This is a genomic window from Paenibacillus sp. USDA918EY, from assembly GCF_009870825.1.
In the GTDB taxonomy this organism is placed as follows: Bacteria; Bacillota; Bacilli; order Paenibacillales; family Paenibacillaceae; genus Paenibacillus_AQ; species Paenibacillus_AQ albilobatus.
Genome location: NZ_WTWY01000001.1, coordinates 165586 through 184090, shown reverse-complemented (window position 1 = coordinate 184090; position 18505 = coordinate 165586). Strand labels below are relative to the sequence as shown.

The 18505-nt window shown below is 53.9% G+C and carries 19 protein-coding genes; 1 reads left to right on the top strand and 18 read right to left on the bottom strand.

Translation table 11 applies throughout. The features are described from left to right. Positions 1-15 precede the first annotated feature (15 nt). From GQY55_RS00985 to GQY55_RS00940, 10 genes are all read right to left on the bottom strand, one after another. Positions 16-1698, bottom strand: coding sequence for an extracellular solute-binding protein (locus GQY55_RS00985; protein WP_160037463.1), 1683 nt, complete (start codon positions 1696-1698; stop codon positions 16-18). A gap of 83 nt (positions 1699-1781) precedes the next feature. Next, positions 1782-2678: a carbohydrate ABC transporter permease gene (locus GQY55_RS00980; protein ID WP_160037462.1), complete on the bottom strand. Its 897-nt coding sequence runs from the start codon at positions 2676-2678 to the stop codon at positions 1782-1784. Positions 2679-2726: 48 nt separating this feature from the next. Next, positions 2727-3590, bottom strand: coding sequence for an ABC transporter permease (locus GQY55_RS00975; RefSeq protein ID WP_373309165.1), 864 nt, complete (start codon positions 3588-3590; stop codon positions 2727-2729). A gap of 262 nt (positions 3591-3852) precedes the next feature. Next, the gene (locus GQY55_RS00970; RefSeq protein WP_160037460.1) at positions 3853-4794 is read right to left on the bottom strand and encodes an S-layer homology domain-containing protein; all 942 of its coding nucleotides are present in this window, start codon (positions 4792-4794) and stop codon (positions 3853-3855) included. Between the two features lie 73 nt (positions 4795-4867). Further along, positions 4868-5347 carry a hypothetical protein gene (locus GQY55_RS00965; protein WP_160038438.1) on the bottom strand — a complete coding sequence of 160 codons (480 nt, stop codon included), beginning with the start codon at positions 5345-5347 and terminating at the stop codon, positions 4868-4870. Positions 5348-5442: 95 nt separating this feature from the next. Further along, a complete protein-coding gene (locus GQY55_RS00960) occupies positions 5443-6153 on the bottom strand; it encodes a hypothetical protein (RefSeq protein WP_160037459.1) in 711 nt (236 codons plus the stop codon). Between the two features lie 16 nt (positions 6154-6169). Next, positions 6170-7084, bottom strand: coding sequence for an ATP-binding cassette domain-containing protein (locus tag GQY55_RS00955; RefSeq protein ID WP_160037458.1), 915 nt, complete (start codon positions 7082-7084; stop codon positions 6170-6172). A 38-nt stretch (positions 7085-7122) separates the two neighbouring features. Further along, the gene (gene argS, locus GQY55_RS00950; protein ID WP_160037457.1) at positions 7123-8823 is read right to left on the bottom strand and encodes an arginine--tRNA ligase; all 1701 of its coding nucleotides are present in this window, start codon (positions 8821-8823) and stop codon (positions 7123-7125) included. 167 nt (positions 8824-8990) lie between these two features. Continuing rightward, entirely contained in the window at positions 8991-9179 is a 189-nt protein-coding gene (locus tag GQY55_RS00945; RefSeq protein ID WP_160037456.1) for a hypothetical protein, read from the bottom strand. A 153-nt stretch (positions 9180-9332) separates the two neighbouring features. Next, a complete protein-coding gene (locus GQY55_RS00940; RefSeq protein ID WP_160037455.1) occupies positions 9333-10340 on the bottom strand; it encodes a CobW family GTP-binding protein in 1008 nt (335 codons plus the stop codon). Between the two features lie 179 nt (positions 10341-10519). Between GQY55_RS00940 and GQY55_RS00935 the strand changes: the two genes are divergently transcribed. Then, the gene (locus tag GQY55_RS00935) at positions 10520-11035 is read left to right on the top strand and encodes a MogA/MoaB family molybdenum cofactor biosynthesis protein (protein WP_373309127.1); all 516 of its coding nucleotides are present in this window, start codon (positions 10520-10522) and stop codon (positions 11033-11035) included. Positions 11036-11146: 111 nt separating this feature from the next. Here GQY55_RS00935 and GQY55_RS00930 read toward each other — a convergent pair whose 3' ends face one another. From GQY55_RS00930 to miaB, 8 genes are all read right to left on the bottom strand, one after another. Then, entirely contained in the window at positions 11147-11656 is a 510-nt protein-coding gene (locus tag GQY55_RS00930; protein WP_160037454.1) for a hypothetical protein, read from the bottom strand. Positions 11657-11790: 134 nt separating this feature from the next. Further along, positions 11791-12783: an acrylyl-CoA reductase family protein gene (locus GQY55_RS00925; RefSeq protein WP_160037453.1), complete on the bottom strand. Its 993-nt coding sequence runs from the start codon at positions 12781-12783 to the stop codon at positions 11791-11793. Between the two features lie 96 nt (positions 12784-12879). Next, complete coding sequence (locus tag GQY55_RS00920) at positions 12880-14331, bottom strand: nicotinate phosphoribosyltransferase (RefSeq protein ID WP_160037452.1); 1452 nt, start codon at positions 14329-14331, stop codon at positions 12880-12882. A 136-nt stretch (positions 14332-14467) separates the two neighbouring features. Next, entirely contained in the window at positions 14468-15262 is a 795-nt protein-coding gene (locus tag GQY55_RS00915) for an NUDIX hydrolase (protein ID WP_160037451.1), read from the bottom strand. A gap of 103 nt (positions 15263-15365) precedes the next feature. Further along, a complete protein-coding gene (locus GQY55_RS00910) occupies positions 15366-15767 on the bottom strand; it encodes a PaaI family thioesterase (RefSeq protein WP_160037450.1) in 402 nt (133 codons plus the stop codon). Positions 15768-15805: 38 nt separating this feature from the next. Beyond that, positions 15806-16264: a GNAT family N-acetyltransferase gene (locus GQY55_RS00905; RefSeq protein ID WP_160037449.1), complete on the bottom strand. Its 459-nt coding sequence runs from the start codon at positions 16262-16264 to the stop codon at positions 15806-15808. Positions 16265-16425: 161 nt separating this feature from the next. Further along, positions 16426-16839 (bottom strand): RicAFT regulatory complex protein RicA family protein, encoded by a 414-nt coding sequence (locus GQY55_RS00900; protein WP_160038436.1) that lies wholly within the window; start codon positions 16837-16839, stop codon positions 16426-16428. 65 nt (positions 16840-16904) lie between these two features. Further along, positions 16905-18467: a tRNA (N6-isopentenyl adenosine(37)-C2)-methylthiotransferase MiaB gene (miaB, locus tag GQY55_RS00895; protein WP_160037448.1), complete on the bottom strand. Its 1563-nt coding sequence runs from the start codon at positions 18465-18467 to the stop codon at positions 16905-16907. Positions 18468-18505 lie beyond the last annotated feature (38 nt).

Sequence of the window (18505 nt, the reverse complement as noted above, 5' to 3'; positions counted from 1 at the left end):
TACCATTTTTTGCGATTATCCGCCGATTTTTTTCAAGTTTTCCTGCCATTTTTGCGTTTTGAACGCGAGCAGCTTGTCGTAACCTACGGCCATCGCGTCTTTTTCGGCTTTGTCCAAAATGGCCAAAACCTCTTCGTCGCTTTTCGCATACAGCGCTTTGGCTCTCGATTCGGAGAAAATTTCATCCACGCTTTGTTGAATGATGCCCTCCTCCGTGTCCGGCATTGGATTCAGGTTGACGAAGGCCGTAGCGTTGTATTGCGTTTTCCAAGTAATCGACGACTGATAGCGGCTTTCCCAGTTTTGTTTTTCAGGCGGCAGCGTTTTTTCGAATTTCATTTTGGATTTGTCGATGTACACCGTATTGCCGTTCCACTGCAGATTGACGGTCGCATCCATAATTTTGCTGCGTTTCTCGACGTCGTTGAGGTACGTGTCGGTAAAGATCGGATATCCTTCCTCGTCCGTTCCTTTCCACAGGATGCCCTCAGGTCCCCACATGATGACGCGGCTTCCTTCTTCGCCTGTCAGCCAGTCGAGGAATGCGAAAATTTTCTCCGGATCTTTGGCTGATTTGGTGATCAACGCCACGTTCCATCCCAGCTGGTTGTAGCTTCCCGTAAAAATTTTGTTTTTGTCGAGGCCTTCCTTATGAATCGGCCAAATCATCTCGTAACCGGCGGACGGATCTTTTTTCTTCAGCTCCACGTCGCCTTTGCTGCCGTATTCCGTCGGGCTGGCGCCGGCGGCGATGGCAAAACGTCCCGTGTATGCTTTTTCAAGCACCTGGTCTTTCGTTTGCGTCAAGGCATCCTGAGCCATCAGTTTTTCGCGGAACAGCTTCGAGGCGAATTGCATCGATTCGCGGTATACCGGGTCCTGGAAAATCGACGTCAGCTTGTCGCCGTTTGGCACCGCTCTTTCTCTCAGGTACACCGGGGAATGGTCTTCGCCGAAGGCGCTGTACAGAATGTCCAGTCCTTGCCCGTCTTTTGCGAGATCCGGCTCGAACGGCACGACGTTCGGATACTTCTCTTTCACGGCTTTCAAATAATTGTAGAAGTCGTCGGTCGTTTCGAGTTTAGGCGAACCGAGATCCTTGTAAATTTTGCTGTTCATCAAATATCCCGCGTTCCCCGCCGGCTGGGAGGTATACCAGTTCGGGAACTGGTACAGCTTGCCGTCGCTTGAGCGAAGCATGTTGAGCGTGGAATCGCCGGCCCATTTTTTAAGATTCGGATATTTGTCCAGATATTCGTCATAGGATACGAGCATTCCTGCCGCCCGCAAACGTTCCACGTCGGTTCCGCGGTCCGTCCAGATAACGTCCGGGAGCTCTTTGGAGGCAATCATCGTATTCAGTTTTTGAGCCGCGTTGCCGCCGGAATTGATCGCCGTCACCGTCACCTTTTTGTTGTCCTGGATCCATTTGCTGGCTTCGTCGGCGCCCCACGCCGGCATCGTATACCAGTCGTAATGTCCGTAGAAGCTGAATTCTAAAGGTTCGCTGCCAAGCTCGAATTTCCCGGATCCGGAGCCTTCCTTGTTTTCCGTCTTCTCTTCGGCTTTCGCATTATTGTTGCTTGTACCCTCGGCCTTCTTGCCGTCGTTGCTGCCGCCTCCGCATCCCGCAAGGGCCGTCGCTGTCGTGCACAAAAAGACAAGCGTCACGATCAGCGATCTTTTCCAACTTTTCATACCCCATAACCCCTTTTCCAAAAGTTCGATTTATGCCAGGATTTATGCCAAACCCTGATGGTCAAAGCGAAATGCTCTAAACCCTACTCTTTCAGCGATCCGACCAGCACGCCTTTGACGAAATATTTTTGGACGAACGGGTAGACCGCGATAATCGGCAGCGTCGCCACCATCATCGTCGCCATCGAGAGCGATTTGGTCGTCACGCTTTTCATCGCCGACATGCGGCTTTGGGCCGCCGAATCCAGCTTGGACATTTGCTCGGTCATGATGTTGGTGCTGAGAATTTGCTGCAGCATGGACTGGATCGGAAGCAGCTTTTCTTTCGTGATATAAATGCTGGGCAGAAACCACTCGTTCCAATGCGCAACCGCCGTAAACAGCCCCAATGTCGCGATGACCGGGCCGGACAAAGGCAGCACGATCCGGAAAAACGTGGACCAATTGCCGCAGCCGTCGATTTTGGCCGATTCCTGCAGCCCTTCGGGCAGCCCCATAAAGAAGGTGCGGAAAATGATCATGTTCCACACGCTGATCAAACTCGGGATGATAAACACCCAGAAGGAATCCATCAATCCGAGACCCCGCACCACCAGGAACGTCGGGATCAGTCCGCCGCCGAAATACATCGTGACGATGCACATCATCATGTAAAATTTGCGGCCGATCAGCTCCTTTTTGGTCATGCCGTAGGCGAAAACCGCGGTGCACAGGACGGAAAGGATGGTGCCCAGCACCGTCCTCATGACGCTGATCATAAAGGCGTTCAAAATCCGGTCATCCCGGAAAACGACGTAATAATTTTCGAGCGACCATTTGCGCGGCCAGAACGTCACGCCTCCGAGCGCCGTATCCATGCCGTCGTTCAGCGATATGACAAGCCCGTTCCAGAACGGATAAAAGGTGCTGAAGCCCAGCAGGATCAAAAAAACGTATACGAAACTAACGAATATCCTGTCGCCGATGCTTTTTTTGTACATTCGATTGCAGCCTCCCTGTCTTCTCCCAAGTCTATCAAACGACGCGTCTTACCACAGGCTGTTGCCGGATCTGCGCGCGAAGCCGTTGGCGAAAGCCAGCAGCCCGACGCTGATGGCGGCTTTGAACAGGCCGACCGCGGTCGCGTAGGAGAAGCGTTGATTCGTTATGCCCACCCTGTAAACGTACGTGTCGATGACGTTGGCCACATCCCGCAGCACCGGATTCGATCCGAGCAGGAGGATGTCTTCAAAACCGGCGCTGAGCAGATTGCCGATCGCCAAAATCATGAAGATGGAGATGACGGGCATGATGGAAGGAAGGGTAATCATAAACAGCTGCTTGATTCGTCCCGCTCCGTCCATGGCAGCCGCCTCGTACAAACTCGGATTGATACCCGCGATGGCCGCCAAATAAACGATGGACCCGAAACCGATTTCCTTCCAGACGTTGGTTGTCACGAGAATGCTCCAAAAATACTCGGCTTTACCGAGGAATCCGACCGGCTCCTTGATCAAATGCAGCTTTTGCAGCAAAATGTTCAAACTGCCGTTGTCCGTGGACAAGATCGACATGGCAAATCCGGCAACAATGACCCAGGACAAAAAATGGGGCAGGTAGCTGACCGTTTGCACCACCCGTTTGAACACCATGTGCCTCACTTCATTCAGCATAAGCGCCAGAAAAATCGGCGCCGGAAAACCGATGCAAAATTTCAGCAGGCTGATGATGATCGTGTTGCGGATAATCGGCCAAAACTCGGGGGAGTGAAAAAACATGTTAAAATGCTTGAACCCTACCCAGGGACTTGCCCAAAAACCGTCAAAAATGCTGTAATCCTGAAAAGCCATCAATACGCCGTACATCGGTATGTAGGAAAAGATGAAAATCAATATAAGCGCCGGCACGACCATCAGCTGGATGTCCCACTGCTTGGCCAGCCGGTAAGCGACTCCCCGCTTTTTCTTGACGTTCTCCACTTTTCTTAAGCTTGCGAGCTGCGCCATACGTTTCCCCCCTTGAAGTTATTGTAATCGCTTGCAGTAGGGGATTTCTATTTGCCTCGTCAACGAAATCTTATACATTTTACGGTTGATTCGACATTTTTTTGAGGGCGGGCCGCCGCGAACAAAAAAAGACCCTTTACACCGGGCCCGGCGAAAGGGTCTTGCCGATTTATTTTATCGTTTTGCCCGTACCGGGAGCGGAAATCGGTCCCCCGTCGTACCCGGGCGTTTTTTTGACGCTGATTTCGAATTTGCTGTCCAAATAAAACGATGCCGTGGCGGTGGATATGACCTGCGGATACATCTTTCCGGGCGCGGGCGTCGTAATATGATAGTACGCTACGGCCTTCTGCCCCGAAAGAAATTCGATCCGGTCGACCGCGAGTCCGTACCCCGGATTCGGCATGTCCGGTTTGGATAAAACGATTTTGTTCACCTGGTCATTGACTTTCTCGATGCGGATCGACACATCGTCTTCGGCTTGACCGGGATCCTGGCTTTTATGGCTCTGAATGAACTGCAGCGCATTGTAAATCATTTCGGCTGCCTCCATGCGTGTAATATGTTGCTTCGGATGGAACCGGTTCTGTGCATCAAGTTCGGTGATGCCGGTCAACAGCAAAAATTGCAGTCCGGCCCGGTATGCCGGAGCCGTTTCGTCCTCATCCTTGACCAGCATGTACATTTCGGTCGTCGGATATTCTCCCGTCGCTTTTACCGCTTGGGTTAACATGCCGGCAAACTGCTCTCTTGTCAGGTTCATGTTCCAGTCGCGGATGTTGCCAACCGAGATGCCGTTGTCCGCTGCTATCGCGGCGGCTTGGGCATACCAGGCTTTGGCCGGAACGTTCGCGGGCGGGGGCGGGCCGTCCACCTTCGCCTGCAGCTTCATCGCTTTGACGAGGAGCTGGACGCCTTGGGCTGCCGTCAAGGGCTGGGCCGGCGCAAACCGATCCGCGGACACGCCATGGATGATGCCTTGCGATTGCAGGGATGCTGCGATCTTTTCCTGTTTGGCGTCCTTAATATCCGAAAAAGCGTATGCGGATGATGCGGCTGCAAGGCAGCTGAATGCAATCAAGGCCGCAGCCGTTTTTTTAAATCTTTTCATCAAAGATCACCTCCACCCTTTCAGACGGGATGCCTGCCGCAAATGTTTCAAAATGTTGGCAATCCGCGGTTCGTCACGGATTCGCCCCGGATTTTTCCGATTCCTGGTCCAGTCCCAGCTTCGCATACAGCTCACCCGTATATTTTTGCAGCTTGCGTTCCAGCTCCTGGGCCTGGTCCTTGAACGCGGTCAATTCGCGAATCATTCTCGACCGTCCTGCCGGACTGAACGTTTCCTGGATGCGTTCTTTGAAATAATCGTGGACGATGTAATTCCGCTGTTTCCATACCTCTTTCAGCTGAGCCGTCTCTTCCGCCGAAAACGGAAAATGATGCTGGATTTCGTGAACCAGCTGGCCCAGCGAATTGCTCAGCTTCTGGTGGTATAAATCGGCAAGATCCTCTTCGGTCGGCACCTTCCCTTGCGATACTTTCATCAGCATTAACAGGTTGACAAGCTGCTGCTCGAGCGCCTGCGAATAATAGACCGCGAGACCGAAGTAAGCAAATAATTCTTTGGAATGTTCGCTGTCCAAGAGCCGTGTTTGCTTCATCATACCCTCCCACCCATCAATACATGATGATTTCGTCATACCTCCATGTTAATGGATGTACCCTCATTCATCAACCGGCAAAGCAAGTGATCGGCTCAGGTACGGGCATCTCGCCGGACGGAAAGGAGCATGTAGACCAGTCCCAGCAGCAGCGTATAAGCCAAACCGTATCCCAATGTCAGCCATACCTTATGGGGCGGCACCGCGCCGCCGTTCAGAAGGGCGTCCATCATCGGCGATACGGGCGGAAAAATCCAGCGCAGCCACCGAAGCTGCTCCGGCAGCAGACCCGCGATCGATTTGGCCCCGATTGAGGCGATGACCAGAGCAAGCAGCAGCGCCACGGCCCTGGAGCCGTTCGGCATCCACGCCGACTGGAAAAACAACGCCAGCGAAGCGCCAAGCCCCCCCATAACCAGATGCCCGCAAACCGCGAGCAAAAATTCTCCGATCCGCACGGGCCTGTCGAACATTTGCGCCGCGATCGGATACAGCATAAAAATCGCCGTGCACATCGCCACCGGAACAAGCAAAGCCAGGATTTGGCTGAACAGATACCTTTTCATGCCGCCGATATGCGTGATATGCAGCTGCTCCTGCTGCGGGCTTCCGTGGTTCAGGAAGGTCAAAGCGAGCCAGGCCGAACCGACGAACAGAAACACGGAAGTGACGGCATAGCTGTCCATGACCGGATTAGGCTTGTAGGTATAAAGCAAAAACATGGCGATCAAGGTTGCCGCCAGCGGCGCGAAATAAGCATGTTTCCTCGTATAGCTTCTCAGCAAAAAACGGGATAACGCGAGCATCTTCCTCTCCCCCTCATCAGCGTGCCGCGGCTTGCAGCCGCTCTCCCATGCGGGCATCGATCCCTTCGGCCGGAATGACCGCCAGGACCGAACCGCCGCGATCCAGTATGATGCGCAAAACCTGGTCAATCGAATCTTCCTCTACTTGAAGCAGGTAAACATCCGAATCCGGCGTACAGTTGGCAACGCCGGGAAGTGCGGCAATCTCCGCAAGCGCGTCGTTGCCTGGAATGCGGGCGGAAACCTGCGCAACCGCTCCCGGCTGCCGGCGTACCTCCCGGGTTTCCTTTACGATCCGCCCTTCCTGGATGAGCAGCACCCGATCCGCCGCCCGTTCGATCAGCTTCGATTCATGAACCGACATGACGATGGCGGTGCCGCTCCTTTTTTGGGCGAGCAGCACGTGAAGCAGATTTTCCTGCGCCTTGACGTCCAGTCCCGACAGCGGCTCGTCCAACAGCAGCAAATCCGGTTTGCCGGCAATCGCCTGGATCAAACTGATTTTTTGCAGCATCCCTTTGGAAAATTGATTCATTTTGACATGCATGGCATGTTCCATATCCAGCTGCCGCAGCAGAACGCTTAACTCTTCCTCCGCCGCACGTTTATCCAATCCCCGGACGGCAGCCGCGCTCGACAGAAATTCCCATGGCGTAAAGACAATCGGGGGAAACCGCTCCGGCACGTAGCCGATGCGGAGTGATCCCCCGGGTACCGTCCGCGTTCCCGACGTCGGACGGGAAAGTCCTGCCAGCAGCCGCAGCAGCGTGCTTTTGCCGGATCCGTTTTTGCCGATAAGCGCGATGCATTCCCCTTGCCTTACTTTCAGCGATATATTGTGCAGCACGTTGCGTCCGTTATACGTTTTGACGGTGTCCCGAAGGATCACCAAACCGTCGTCCCGACCTTCCGCTTCTCTTTTATCGGCCACAGCCGAAGCCACCTTCTTCCGGTTCATTTATTCGGAGGTCACATCCGTTCCGGCGTCTGGATGCCCAAAAGCCCCATCGTCCGCGCGATCGTGCGTCCGGCCAGCTGTGTCAGCCGCAGTCTCGCTTTCCGAACCGACGTTTCATCCGTGACAATTCTTTCCTTATTATAAAATTGATTGAAGGATTGCGCCACATCGAGAGCATAACGCGCCAAAACGGACGGCTCCCCGCTGCGCACGCCCCGCTCCAATTGCTCCGGAAAACGGGTCAATAGCTTCAGGAGTTCCCAGCCGGAATCGCCGAGATGGGCTGCGGCTGCGGTATATTCGCCTGTTCCGGCATCATCCGCCGCCCCGTCTTTTCCGGCCGCCCCCTTCGCCAGTACGCTTTGTGTTCTCGCATAGGTGTACTGCACGTACGGCCCCGTTTCCCCGTCGAAATTCAACGCGTCTTCCAGCGAAAAGTCCACTTCGTTCAGGCGATGGTTTTTCAGGTCGCCGAAAATGATCGCGCCGATGCCGACCGCCTCCGCAACCCGTTCCTTTTGCTCCAGTCCGGGATTTTTTTCGTTGATGATCGCCAGCGCCCGTTCGACCGCCTCATCCATCACGTCCTCCAGCTTGACGATTTTGCCGCGGCGGGTGGACATTTTTTTGCCCTCGAATTTCATGAGCCCGAACGGCAGGTGGGTGCAGCGATCCGCCCAATCCATGCCCATTTTGCCGAGGACGGCAAACACCTGCTGAAAATGCAGCCTTTGTTCGTTTCCGACGACGTACAAAATCCGGTCCGCTTTCATGACGTCATGCCTGTAGATGGCGGTCGCCAAATCCCTCGTCGGGTAGATGGTCGTGCCGTCTTTTTTCAAAATGAGGCATGGCGGCATGCCTTCGTCATCCAGCCGGACCACCAGCGCCCCGTCGCTTTCGACGAGCAGCCCTTTTTCCTTCAAGGCTTTGACGACGGCAGGCATTTTATCGTTGTAGAAGCTTTCCCCGAGCGTGTAATCAAACCGGACGTTCAACCGTCCATACATCCTGTCGAATTCCTTCATGCTTACGTTGACGAAATAGGTCCATAACGCGCGGGCTTCCTCGTCGCCTTCCTCCAGCTTCCGGAACCATTCCCTTGCCTCCGGCTCAAGGGTATCGTCATGCTCCGCTTCTTCATGAAAACGGACATATAATTTCAGCGATTCGCCGATCGGGTCCGCGGCCAGCAGATCATCGTTCCCCCATCTTTTATAGGCGGCGATCTGTTTGCCGAACTGCGTTCCCCAGTCGCCCAGGTGATTGACGCTGACGACGTCGTAGCCCGCAAGCTTGTGCATGTTGTATAAAGCCGCCCCGATCATGGTCGAACGAAGATGGCCGATGCCGAAAGGTTTCGCGATGTTGGGGGAAGACATGTCGATGACCGCTTTGATGCCCTTCCCGGTTTGCGGCACCTTCTCCTGCGCCAGTTCATCCATCATCATGCCGCCGTAATGCTCCCGGTCGAACGTCAAATTGACGTACGGCCCTGCGGCGGCAGCCGTCATATGCGGGTGGCTGAACGCTTCGGCGATCGATCGGGCGATTTCCTGCGGCGCCTTTCGGAATGATTTGGCAAGCACGAAGCAAGGCAGCGCCATATCCCCCATCTCCGGGGAAGGCGGTATTTCAAGCAGCCCCGATATGTCGTCCGCTTCCAGCGGCACGTAGTTGTTCAGCGCATTTGCAGCCCATTGGTATAACATCAACAATCAACCTTTCTCACTTTTTGATAAAACAAAAAGCCCCCGTCTCCATAATAGAGACGAGAGCTGTATATCCCGCGGTACCACTCTAAGTAAACGAAAGTTCGGCCGTACCGCCGGAAGATTCGTTTCCCTTCATAACCTGTAACGGAGTAACCCGGACGGATCTACTTGCCTAAAATAACCCTGCATAGGTGCAACGGCATGGAAGCCGATTCAGGTACTTTATCAGGGGCTCCGGAAAATAAAAATTCATTTAGCCGTTTCCGGAAATCAGGCTTTGGAACCGCCGTCTCACGGGTGCGCTTCACGAAGGGGCATGTGCCGGCTTTCACCAATTCCGGTTCGCTGTCCATGCTTGCGGCCTTCCTTACTCTCCCGATCCCAGACGTTCGATTTCAAACTATTATACATACGGTAAAACGCAGAATCAAGCCCAATATCTTTATCCGTGCTTTCTCCCAAAGGAATCGCAATCCCTCGTCGTAACCCTGCAGGGGGTATCCCGGCTAACGTTCCAACGCCCGCATGCCTTCTTCGATCGCGGATTTGGAAAAATGCTCGCCGATAAACACGACCACGTCCGGCACTTCGCCTTGCGGCGTAATCCGCAAAAAATCAGGCTCCCGGAAAGCGTATTGGAACAGGAACCGGCTCGCCGTATCGCTGAACGTCAATACGCCTTTGGCACGGTACACCTCGCGCGGCAGCCCGGCGACAAACCGCTCGAATTCCCCGCTGTCGACCGGGCCGCGCAGATAGTGGGTATACACCATGACATGGTCATGATGCGTATGGCTATGAGCCCGGCTATGCGCCCCTCCCCCATCGTGTTCCCGCTCCCCCGCTGTTTCCGTTTCGCCGGTGCGATGCCCGGGCATTTCCGGCCGGCGGATCTTGCCCCCAAGCGAGGCGAGCATATCGCCAATGTTTACCTCGCAGCGCACGGCCGGGAGCACGGGTGCAAAGCTATTCCATCTCGCAATGATGCTCCTAAGTTCCTCCTGCCCGTCCGCGTCGATCCGGTCCGTTTTGTTCAAAACGAGACAGGACGCCGCCCGGATTTGCTCCTGCATGAGCCTGAAGGTTTTCCCTTTTTGCTCCCGGTGCAGCTCCAGCAAATAAGCCGAATCGACGACGGTGATGACCCCTTTCAGGTCGATTTTCATATATAAAGCCGCTTCGGTTACACCGTCCAAAATTTCCATCGGGTTCGCGATGCCGGTCGCTTCGACGACGATCACGTCCGGATGTTCCCTTTCGATCAGGCCGGCCATCTCCATGCTCAGGTCGCCGCGGATCGAGCAGCAGATGCAGCCGCTGAGCAACTCGGTCATCGGTACCCGCTTTTCTACCAGCAGTCCGTCCAAATTTACGTCGCCGATTTCGTTCATGATGACCGCCGGACGCAGGCCTTGCTCCTGCCAATCGTTCACAAGCCGCTGCAGCAAGGTCGTTTTTCCGCTTCCCAAGAAGCCTGACAATATGTAAATGGGTGTCGCCAATTGCTTTTCCATGATCGTTCTCCTCTTGATCCCTCGAATTTTCTTTGTACGGAAAGTGTACTACACGGCCGGACAAGCCGCAACCGCCTGCAAATTCCATGGGCATCCTCTGAACCGAGGCTGGACATTTGCATGTTCGCGCCCAACGAGCTATCCTATAAAGACACATCAAAGGGAGAGGAGACATAAAGATGAGATCAGTGGATGAACATCGCAGCCAGGCGCCCGATACGGTATCATGCATGATCGTGACCGTATCGGATACCCGAACGCCGGAAACGGATGCCGGAGGTCGTTTGATGAAATCCCTTTTGGAAGGCGCGGGTTACCAAGTGGTGCGATATGAGATCGTCAAAGACGACTATGAAGGGATTCGGGAGCTGATTCACGAAGCGGCGGTAAACCCGGAGGTAGAGGCGGTCCTATTGACGGGAGGCACGGGCATTTCCCCGCGGGATACGACGTATGAAGCCGTTTCCTCGCTTCTTGACAAGCAGCTTCCCGGATTCGGGGAAATATTCAGGTATCTCAGCTTCACGGAAGATATCGGACCCGCCGCGATTTTAAGCCGCGCGATCGCCGGAACCGTTGGCGGTACCGCGGTGTTCTCCGTCCCGGGTTCGACGGGAGCCGTCAAATTGGCTTTGGAACGGATCATCGTGCCGGAGCTGCGGCATGTCATGCGCGAAATTTACAAGAAAAATTAAGCCTCCAACCGGAATGGGCGTCTTGGTGTGGTACAAAGCTGGACCCTGCGGTTGCGAATGATGTCAGAATCAAAAACAAGCCGGATGCTGCTAGCATGCCGGCTTGTTCGGTTAGAAATGCATCCGATGAATCAGCGAATTGAATATTTCATGAACCTCGGTTTCGTATTTTCCTTTGTTTTTTCCGGAAGAGGTATAAATCAAAGCGACCTTGTCATGACCGTAAATCAGCGTTCTGGAGGTCGGGGTTTCAACCCGTTTTTGGTCTCCGTACCAGTTTTCGATCCGTTTGATTCGTTCCTTCTCGTCGGTAAAGACATGAAGCTTGATATACTGCTGCGGGTTTCCCCCGATATAATACATGTAGCTGATGTTGCCGCGTCCGTCCTCTGCATACGTGTGATGGGTCAATGGAATATTCTTTTCGCCGAAAGCCAGCTGCAGGTTGTTCAACAGTTGGCCGTTTAAGCCGCTGCCCTGCGTTTGCGCCCGTATGTTTCCCTCGGAATAGGAATCGAAATTATACAGTTTGACTTCCTTTTTGATGACGGTATGCTTGTCGCAGCCGACCGTTGCAGCCAGCAGCACGCAAGCGAGCAGCCATGCTAACCGTTTGTTCATGTTGATTCATCCCTTCCCCTGATACCGCTTCAAGCGGAAGACAGCCTAATATGGGCTTAGAATGCCAACATTCCATTCGGTTTATGCAGCGCGCCTTTTGCAAAATCTTAACATGGCAAGCCGCCGCTCATTCCTCAGGCGAGCCGGATGATCGTCCTTCCCACCGCTTTTCCCTGCAAAATCGACTGCAAAATTTCGGGCAATTCATGGAGCGTTGCTTCCTGGAGTCCTTGGCTTAAAGCCGCATCCGGCTTCCATTCCCGCCCAAGCTTCTCCCAAACGCCGGTTCTCCATTCCTTCGGGCAAAATACCGAATCGATGCCAAGCAGCTGCACTCCCCGCAAAATAAACGGATAGACGGTCCCGTTAAATGCCGTTCCGCCCGTCAAACCGGACAGCGCCACCGCGCCGCCGTAATGGATGGATTTTAATATCTCTTCCAGCTGCGCTCCTCCTACCGGATCTACGGCGCCGGCCCAGCGCTGCTTGCCGAGAGGTCCCGCGCCGGACACGACGCCCTCCCGTCCTATGACATCGGTTGCTCCCAGACGCCTCAACCATTCCTGCTGCTCCCCGGCTTTGCCCGTGCTGGCCGTGACTTGAAATCCCGCCGTCGATAAAATGTCGACCGCAAAGCTGCCGACGCCCCCCGTCGCGCCCGTTACCAGCACCGGCCCCGCTTCCGGCGTCACGCCGCAATGGATCAGACGGTCTACCGATAATGCGGCGGTCAAACCCGCCGTCCCGATCCCCATTGCTTCGCGCAGGCTTAAGCCGGTTGGGAGCGGAAGCAGCCAGTCCGCAGGAATGCGGGCATATTCGCTGAATCCGCCGTAATGGGCGGTTCCGAGCCCGTATCCGGTGCATAGGACCGGGTCCCCTTCGCGAAAATCGGGGTGGCTTGAGCTGGCGACAACCCCGGCAAGGTCGATTCCCGGCACCATCGGGTAGTCTTTGACGACTTTTCCTTCGGGCACGCTGGCCAGTCCATCCTTGTAGTTCACACCCGAGTAATGCACTTTGACGAGCACATCGCCGTCCGGAAGCTGTTCCAAACGCATGTCCTCGATTCGTCCCTTCAACCCCTTGCCGTTCCGGCGGACCACGTAAGCTTTAAACGTTTCCATCGCTGCTGCCTCCTTATCAATTTCGCTTCGTTTAAAAAAAGATTCGGCGCGGAACGGATACATTCCTTTGCCGAATCTTTGATTATCGATTTGCCGTCATTCTTCCGTCTGCATAAATTCGGCCATCAGCTTTTGCTTCAGATCCCATACTTTTTCGCTCAAATTGACGCGGTAAATTTCCGGATTCAGCTTGCGCAAATATTCCGGCCAAAACAGATCCATTTGCTCGCGGTGATAGAGGCGGATTTCCTTTAGGGAAGGCAGATCGTAGACCAGCTTCCCGTTTTCGAAAATTTGCTGCAGCATCGGAATGGCATCGTAATTTTTGACGTATTTTTGCAAATAAGGATGCTGCGGGTTAAACAGCTTCAGCCGCACGCTGTCCCGCGGTTTTTCCTCGTCGGGAAACACGATGTAATCCGCCGTCGCTTTCGCGGTGACCCGGTCCACGATGCGGTAGACGTCCTTTTTGCCCGGCGTGGACACCTTCTCGGGGTTCCCGGAAATTTTGATCGTCGGAACCATTTCCCCGTTCACTTCATGCTCCACCAGTTTGTAGACGCCGCCAAGCGCGGGCTGGTCCGCGGCGGTGATGAGCTGCGTGCCGACTCCCCATGTATCGATGCGCGCTCCCTGCGCCTTCAAGTTCAAAATCGTATTTTCGTCCAAATCATTGGATGCGACGATCTTGACATAGGACAATCCGGCGTCGTCCAGCATTTTGCGGGCTTTGATGGACAAATAGGCGAGGTCGCCGCTGTCGAGGCGGATCGCGGACATTTTTTTGCCGGCGGACTCCAGCTTTTTGGCCGTCTCGATGGCATGCGGCACGCCGCTTTTTAACGTGTCGAACGTATCGACGAGCAGCGTCACCCCATCCGGCATCACCTTCGCATACGTGTCAAACGCTTCCTGCTCGGAAGAAAAGCTCTGCACCCAAGAGTGGGCATGGGTCCCTTTGGTCGGAATGCCGAATTTTTGCCCGGCCAGCATATTGGAGGTGGCATCGAATCCGGCGATATAGGCGGCCCGTGCTCCCCACACCGCGGCATCCGCTTCCTGCGCGCGCCGCGTCCCGAATTCGAGGAGAATGTCGTCTCCCGCGACCTGCTTCACACGCGACGCCTTGGTGGCGATCAGCGTCTGGAAGTTCATGAAGTTGAGCAAGGCCGTTTCCACAAGCTGGGCTTCCATAATGGTTCCTTCAACCCGAATCAGCGGTTCGTTCGGAAATACGAGCGCCCCTTCTTTCATGGAATAAATATTTCCGCAAAAACGGAACTGCTTCAGCTCCTCCAAAAACGCCGAGTCGTAATTTTCTTCCTGCTCGGACAAATATTTGAGGTCCTCATCCGAAAAACGCAAATTCGCGATATAATGAACGATCCGCTCCAGTCCGGCGAACACGGCATAACCGTTGCCAAACGGCAGCTTGCGGAAATAGGCTTCAAACACCGCCTTCTGCTGATGCGACCGGTTTACCCAATGCGCGTACATCATATTGATTTGATACTTGTCTGTATGTAATGCCAGTCCTGCTGTTTGCATGCAGGCTTCCTCCTTTGTATTCCAGCCCTGCGGGGTCCGTTCACTCGTTGAAGCCGTCCGTTCGTTTGCGGATCGAACCGCGGCTTATTCACGCCCTTAGGCGCAGCTGTATTGTATTCGACGCTCCTGCGGCCGCTTATGTGTAAATGGACAGCAACGGCGCGTAATCCGTAAACCGGTACAGCTGGGCGGGACGCTGCGAGTATTGGTTCGAGCTGAGCGGTTTGCCGTTTTCGTCGCGCACCTCTTCCAATATGCCCTGCCTGCTGCGGGTTGAGGTGATTTTCCGGATGAAATTCGGTTCGCTGAATTCCGGCACGACGGTCTGTATAACCTGATACAGCTCGCTCAGCGTAAACTGCTCGGGCAGAAACTGGCGGGCGATCGTCGAATGCAGCATTTGCTTTTGGATGCGCATATATGCGTCGCGGATAATGTCCCGGTGGTCAAAAGCAAGCTCCAGATCGTTCAGCGCTTCTTCGATGCCGAACAACCCCACCTCGCCGGCGTCATCCGCTGCTTGTCTGCTTTCAAGCATCCATTCCTCCACCAGGGCAAAAAAAGCATGGCTGATGATCCAGCCGCGCGGATCCCGGCCTGGCGTGCTGTATACCCCGAGGTATTCCAAATGGCCTCCGTCCACCCCGGTTTCTTCTTTCAGCTCACGTTTGGCCGCGTCGTAAATCGATTCGCTTTCACGGCAAAATCCGCCCGGCAAAGCCCACATGCCCGCACAAGGCCACGATTTGCGCCGGATTAACATCACCTTCAGCTCACGGATCGGCAGCGTTTTGGTCACCGTTTTCCGTTCCTTTTTTGTGAGCGTGAACATGACGATATCCGCCGGAACGCCGTCGGGCGTCCGGTATTTCTTCGCCTTATAGGCCTTTGCTTCAGGTGAAGTGTCTACTTCTTTCCGATGTTCGTTCATATCATCACCATTTATAGAGTATCTTTTTGATACTTTCATTATGATTTATATATAATAAATGTCAAGTACTTTTGCATTAAATCCAAATATAACCTCAAGCCGATTACTTGCGATGAACGATTCTGAAGGTTGCCGTGGCCAAACATCCAAGCGTGCCTTCGCCGTTATGAATACGGGCCTCTGTTGTCAGCGACCTTCCCGCCTTGTGAATCACTTTTGCCGTTACGATCAGCCTTCCCGTCGTCATGGCGGACATAAAATGCACGTTGATATTGGTCGTTACGCAGCTGTCCTGTTCGGCCGCCGCCGTTGCCGCCATGCCCATCGCCTGATCCATCAGCGATGTCAACACGCCGCCATGAACGATCCCCATCGAATTGGTATGATGCTCTTTGGCATCGAGGGCGATGACGATGTTCCCTTCGTCGGCCGATACGAATTCGCAGCCCAGAAAACCCCAAAACGTATTTTCGCCGCGGGCGATCATTTCTTCCAATGCGTTCATTTGCCGTTTCCCCCCATGCTGTTTGCAAAGATGTTGAATTATTCCTTCATTGCCATTTCCAAAACAATTTGGTCCCGGCATGGAATGCCGTTTTCATAAATCGGCTCAGGATAGTTGTTCACAAAATAGTCGCGCTCTATCCGAACCATCCGGAATCCGCATTTTTGATACAACCCCAGCTGGTTCAAACTGGAATTGCCTGTCCGTACGATTACCTTATCATAACCCTGGCTTCGAGCTTCATGTAAAGCGAATTGAATCAACTGTTTGCCAAGCCCTTTTCCCTGCCATGCCGGATCAACCGCCACGTTCATGATTTCCGCCGACGCGCGGTCAAGCGTCATCAGCCCGCATACGCCGACGATCTCTCCGCTCTCTTCCGCCACCGTCCAGCTGGATGCGTCCAAATATTTCTTCACTTGCGCCCAATCCGGGTCCGCCAGCAGCAGCAGCGACGCCGGCAGTTCCTCCTGCGGCAGCCTTGGTCTGATGGTCAACTGTCGTTCACTCCCATTTTTATCAAAGGTTAGAATACCGTGTTATCCCCCCCGACTTGGGGAAGTTTGCTGTGGTGCTTATTCAAAAACATTCCGCCGACCGGAATCTTGGCTGCAAAAAAAGGCGCGGATACGCGATCCGCCGCCTTTCTGATCTCCTCTTATCCGCAGCTTGCAGGAGGTTCGTCCGCTCCCGCTTCCACATTGATTTTCTCCGAGACGGTATCCCGGATGACCGACATCACCAGCTGCAGCAAATAGTTGATGTCGCTCTGGCTTTGCTGAAATTCGGCTACGAGCGGAATAGCGTCGATCTCATCCTGAAGCTCTTCCATTTCCTTTTCGATTTTCGCTACCATTTGCGGGTTTTGGAACGATTCGAACGCCACGATTTCCTTCTGCCGTTTTTTGAGCGTTGCAATCAGCTGTTGGACATGCTCATGATTGCGGATTTTTTCCTCCGCTTTCTGGTACTGCTTTACTTCTTCGCTGCCCGAGATCAGCTCCGCGAGTTCCTTGGCTTTGGCCATAATATCGTCGCGGATGATCAAATCTCTGGTATCATATGACATCATGCCCAAACTATTGATATGACCCTTTTCTCTCACCTTTCATTACCCCTATTCCGTTAATTTGGCTCTTAATGAGTTAATGCAGGAGCTTCGCTTGATTCGTTTACGATCTCGCCCTTGATGTACCAGGTCATCGCATCGGTGATTTTGACATGGACGAAGCTGCCGATGAGCGCCTGATCGCCTTCAAAATGGACCAGCTTGTTGGTGCGCGTCCGTCCCGACAATACGGAGGCGTTATTTTTGCTTTCGCCTTCGACGAGAACCTCCACGATTTGTCCGCGCAGACTTTCATGGCTCTTCCGGCTGAACTCCTCGACCGCGCGGTTCAGGCGCTGCAGACGCTCTCTTTTAACCTCCATCGGAATGCTGTCTTCCATGACGGCGGCCGGCGTTCCCTCGCGCGGCGAATATATAAAGGTATAAGCGGAATCGAAACCAACCTCTCTTACGAGCGACAGCGTCTCCTCAAACTGCTCTTCCGTTTCGCCCGGGAAACCTACGATGATGTCCGTGGTCAACACGACGTTCGGAACGGCTTCTTTAATTTTGCGGACCAGCTCCAGGTAAATTTCCCGGGTGTACTTCCGTCCCATGATTTTCAAAATTTCACTGCTGCCCGATTGAACCGGCAGATGGATATGCTCCACCAAATTGCCGCCTTTGCCGAGAACCTCGACGAGGTGGTCGTCAAAATCGCGCGGATGGGACGTCGTAAAGCGGATCCGCGGAATGTCGATCTTCCGCATATCGTCCATCAGATCGGCAAAGGTGTATGTGATGTCGGTAAAATCCTTGCCGTATGCGTTTACGTTTTGGCCGAGCAGCGTAATTTCCTTGAAGCCTTGGCGGGCCAAATCGCGAACCTCGGCGATGACGTCCTCCGGACGGCGGCTGCGTTCCTTGCCGCGGGTCATCGGAACGATGCAGTACGTGCAAAACTTGTCGCAGCCGTACATGATGTTTACCCAAGCGCGGAGGCCTTCCCGTTTTTTCGGCAGATTTTCGATGATGTCGCCTTCCTTGGACCATACCTCGACGACCATTTCTTTGCTGAACAGCGCTTCCTTCACCAAGTGGGGCAGTCTGTGCAGGTTGTGCGTGCCGAAGATGATATCGACGAACCCGTGCTTTTGCATGATGCGGTTGACGACGTTTTCCTCCTGGGACATACAGCCGCATACGCCAAGCAGCAGCTCGGGGTTTTCTTTTTTCAAATGCTTCAGATGGCCGAGCTCGCCGAAAACTTTGTCCTCCGCATTTTCGCGGATTGCGCAAGTGTTCAGCAAAATGATGGAGGCTTCCTTCCGGTCCTCGGTCGGCGTATACCCCATCTCCTCGAGCATGCCTTTGATCGTTTCCGAATCATGTTCGTTCATCTGGCAGCCGTACGTATACACGATGTAATGCTTGCCGTTTCCGATCCCGCGAAGCTCTTCCGGCACGGCGGTATCGTACAATACCTGAACATCCTCACGGCGGCGCTTCTTGCTTTGTCTATGGTTAGGCTCCGAAATAATATGAATTTCCCGACCTTTGATGCGGATGGTTTTGCCGTTTTCATCCTCTGACAGAACTTTGGCGTCGGAAAAATCAAAATATTTGGAGTAATCCTTCGTTTCCTTGGCCATGCTTTGATCACTCCTTCAATTCCCTTGGGGACAAACCT

Excerpts from the sequence above, each read along its gene's own strand:
- miaB (WP_160037448.1), bottom strand. The coding sequence starts at position 18,467 with ATGGCCAAGGAAACGAAGGATTACTCCAAATATTTTGATTTTTCCGAC.
- GQY55_RS00960 (WP_160037459.1), bottom strand. The coding sequence starts at position 6,153 with ATGCTCGCGTTATCCCGTTTTTTGCTGAGAAGCTATACGAGGAAACAT.
- GQY55_RS00900 (WP_160038436.1), bottom strand. The coding sequence starts at position 16,839 with ATGATGTCATATGATACCAGAGATTTGATCATCCGCGACGATATTATG.
- GQY55_RS00985 (WP_160037463.1), bottom strand. The coding sequence starts at position 1,698 with ATGAAAAGTTGGAAAAGATCGCTGATCGTGACGCTTGTCTTTTTGTGC.
- GQY55_RS00975 (WP_373309165.1), bottom strand. The coding sequence starts at position 3,590 with ATGGTCGTGCCGGCGCTTATATTGATTTTCATCTTTTCCTACATACCG.
- GQY55_RS00920 (WP_160037452.1), bottom strand. The coding sequence starts at position 14,331 with ATGCAAACAGCAGGACTGGCATTACATACAGACAAGTATCAAATCAAT.
- GQY55_RS00925 (WP_160037453.1), bottom strand. The coding sequence starts at position 12,783 with ATGGAAACGTTTAAAGCTTACGTGGTCCGCCGGAACGGCAAGGGGTTG.
- GQY55_RS00940 (WP_160037455.1), bottom strand. The coding sequence starts at position 10,340 with ATGGAAAAGCAATTGGCGACACCCATTTACATATTGTCAGGCTTCTTG.
- GQY55_RS00915 (WP_160037451.1), bottom strand. The coding sequence starts at position 15,262 with ATGAACGAACATCGGAAAGAAGTAGACACTTCACCTGAAGCAAAGGCC.
- GQY55_RS00980 (WP_160037462.1), bottom strand. The coding sequence starts at position 2,678 with ATGTACAAAAAAAGCATCGGCGACAGGATATTCGTTAGTTTCGTATAC.
- GQY55_RS00935 (WP_373309127.1), top strand. The coding sequence starts at position 10,520 with ATGAGATCAGTGGATGAACATCGCAGCCAGGCGCCCGATACGGTATCA.
- argS (WP_160037457.1), bottom strand. The coding sequence starts at position 8,823 with ATGTTATACCAATGGGCTGCAAATGCGCTGAACAACTACGTGCCGCTG.
- GQY55_RS00970 (WP_160037460.1), bottom strand. The coding sequence starts at position 4,794 with ATGAAAAGATTTAAAAAAACGGCTGCGGCCTTGATTGCATTCAGCTGC.
- GQY55_RS00930 (WP_160037454.1), bottom strand. The coding sequence starts at position 11,656 with ATGAACAAACGGTTAGCATGGCTGCTCGCTTGCGTGCTGCTGGCTGCA.
- GQY55_RS00965 (WP_160038438.1), bottom strand. The coding sequence starts at position 5,347 with ATGAAGCAAACACGGCTCTTGGACAGCGAACATTCCAAAGAATTATTT.
- GQY55_RS00910 (WP_160037450.1), bottom strand. The coding sequence starts at position 15,767 with ATGAACGCATTGGAAGAAATGATCGCCCGCGGCGAAAATACGTTTTGG.
- GQY55_RS00945 (WP_160037456.1), bottom strand. The coding sequence starts at position 9,179 with ATGGACAGCGAACCGGAATTGGTGAAAGCCGGCACATGCCCCTTCGTG.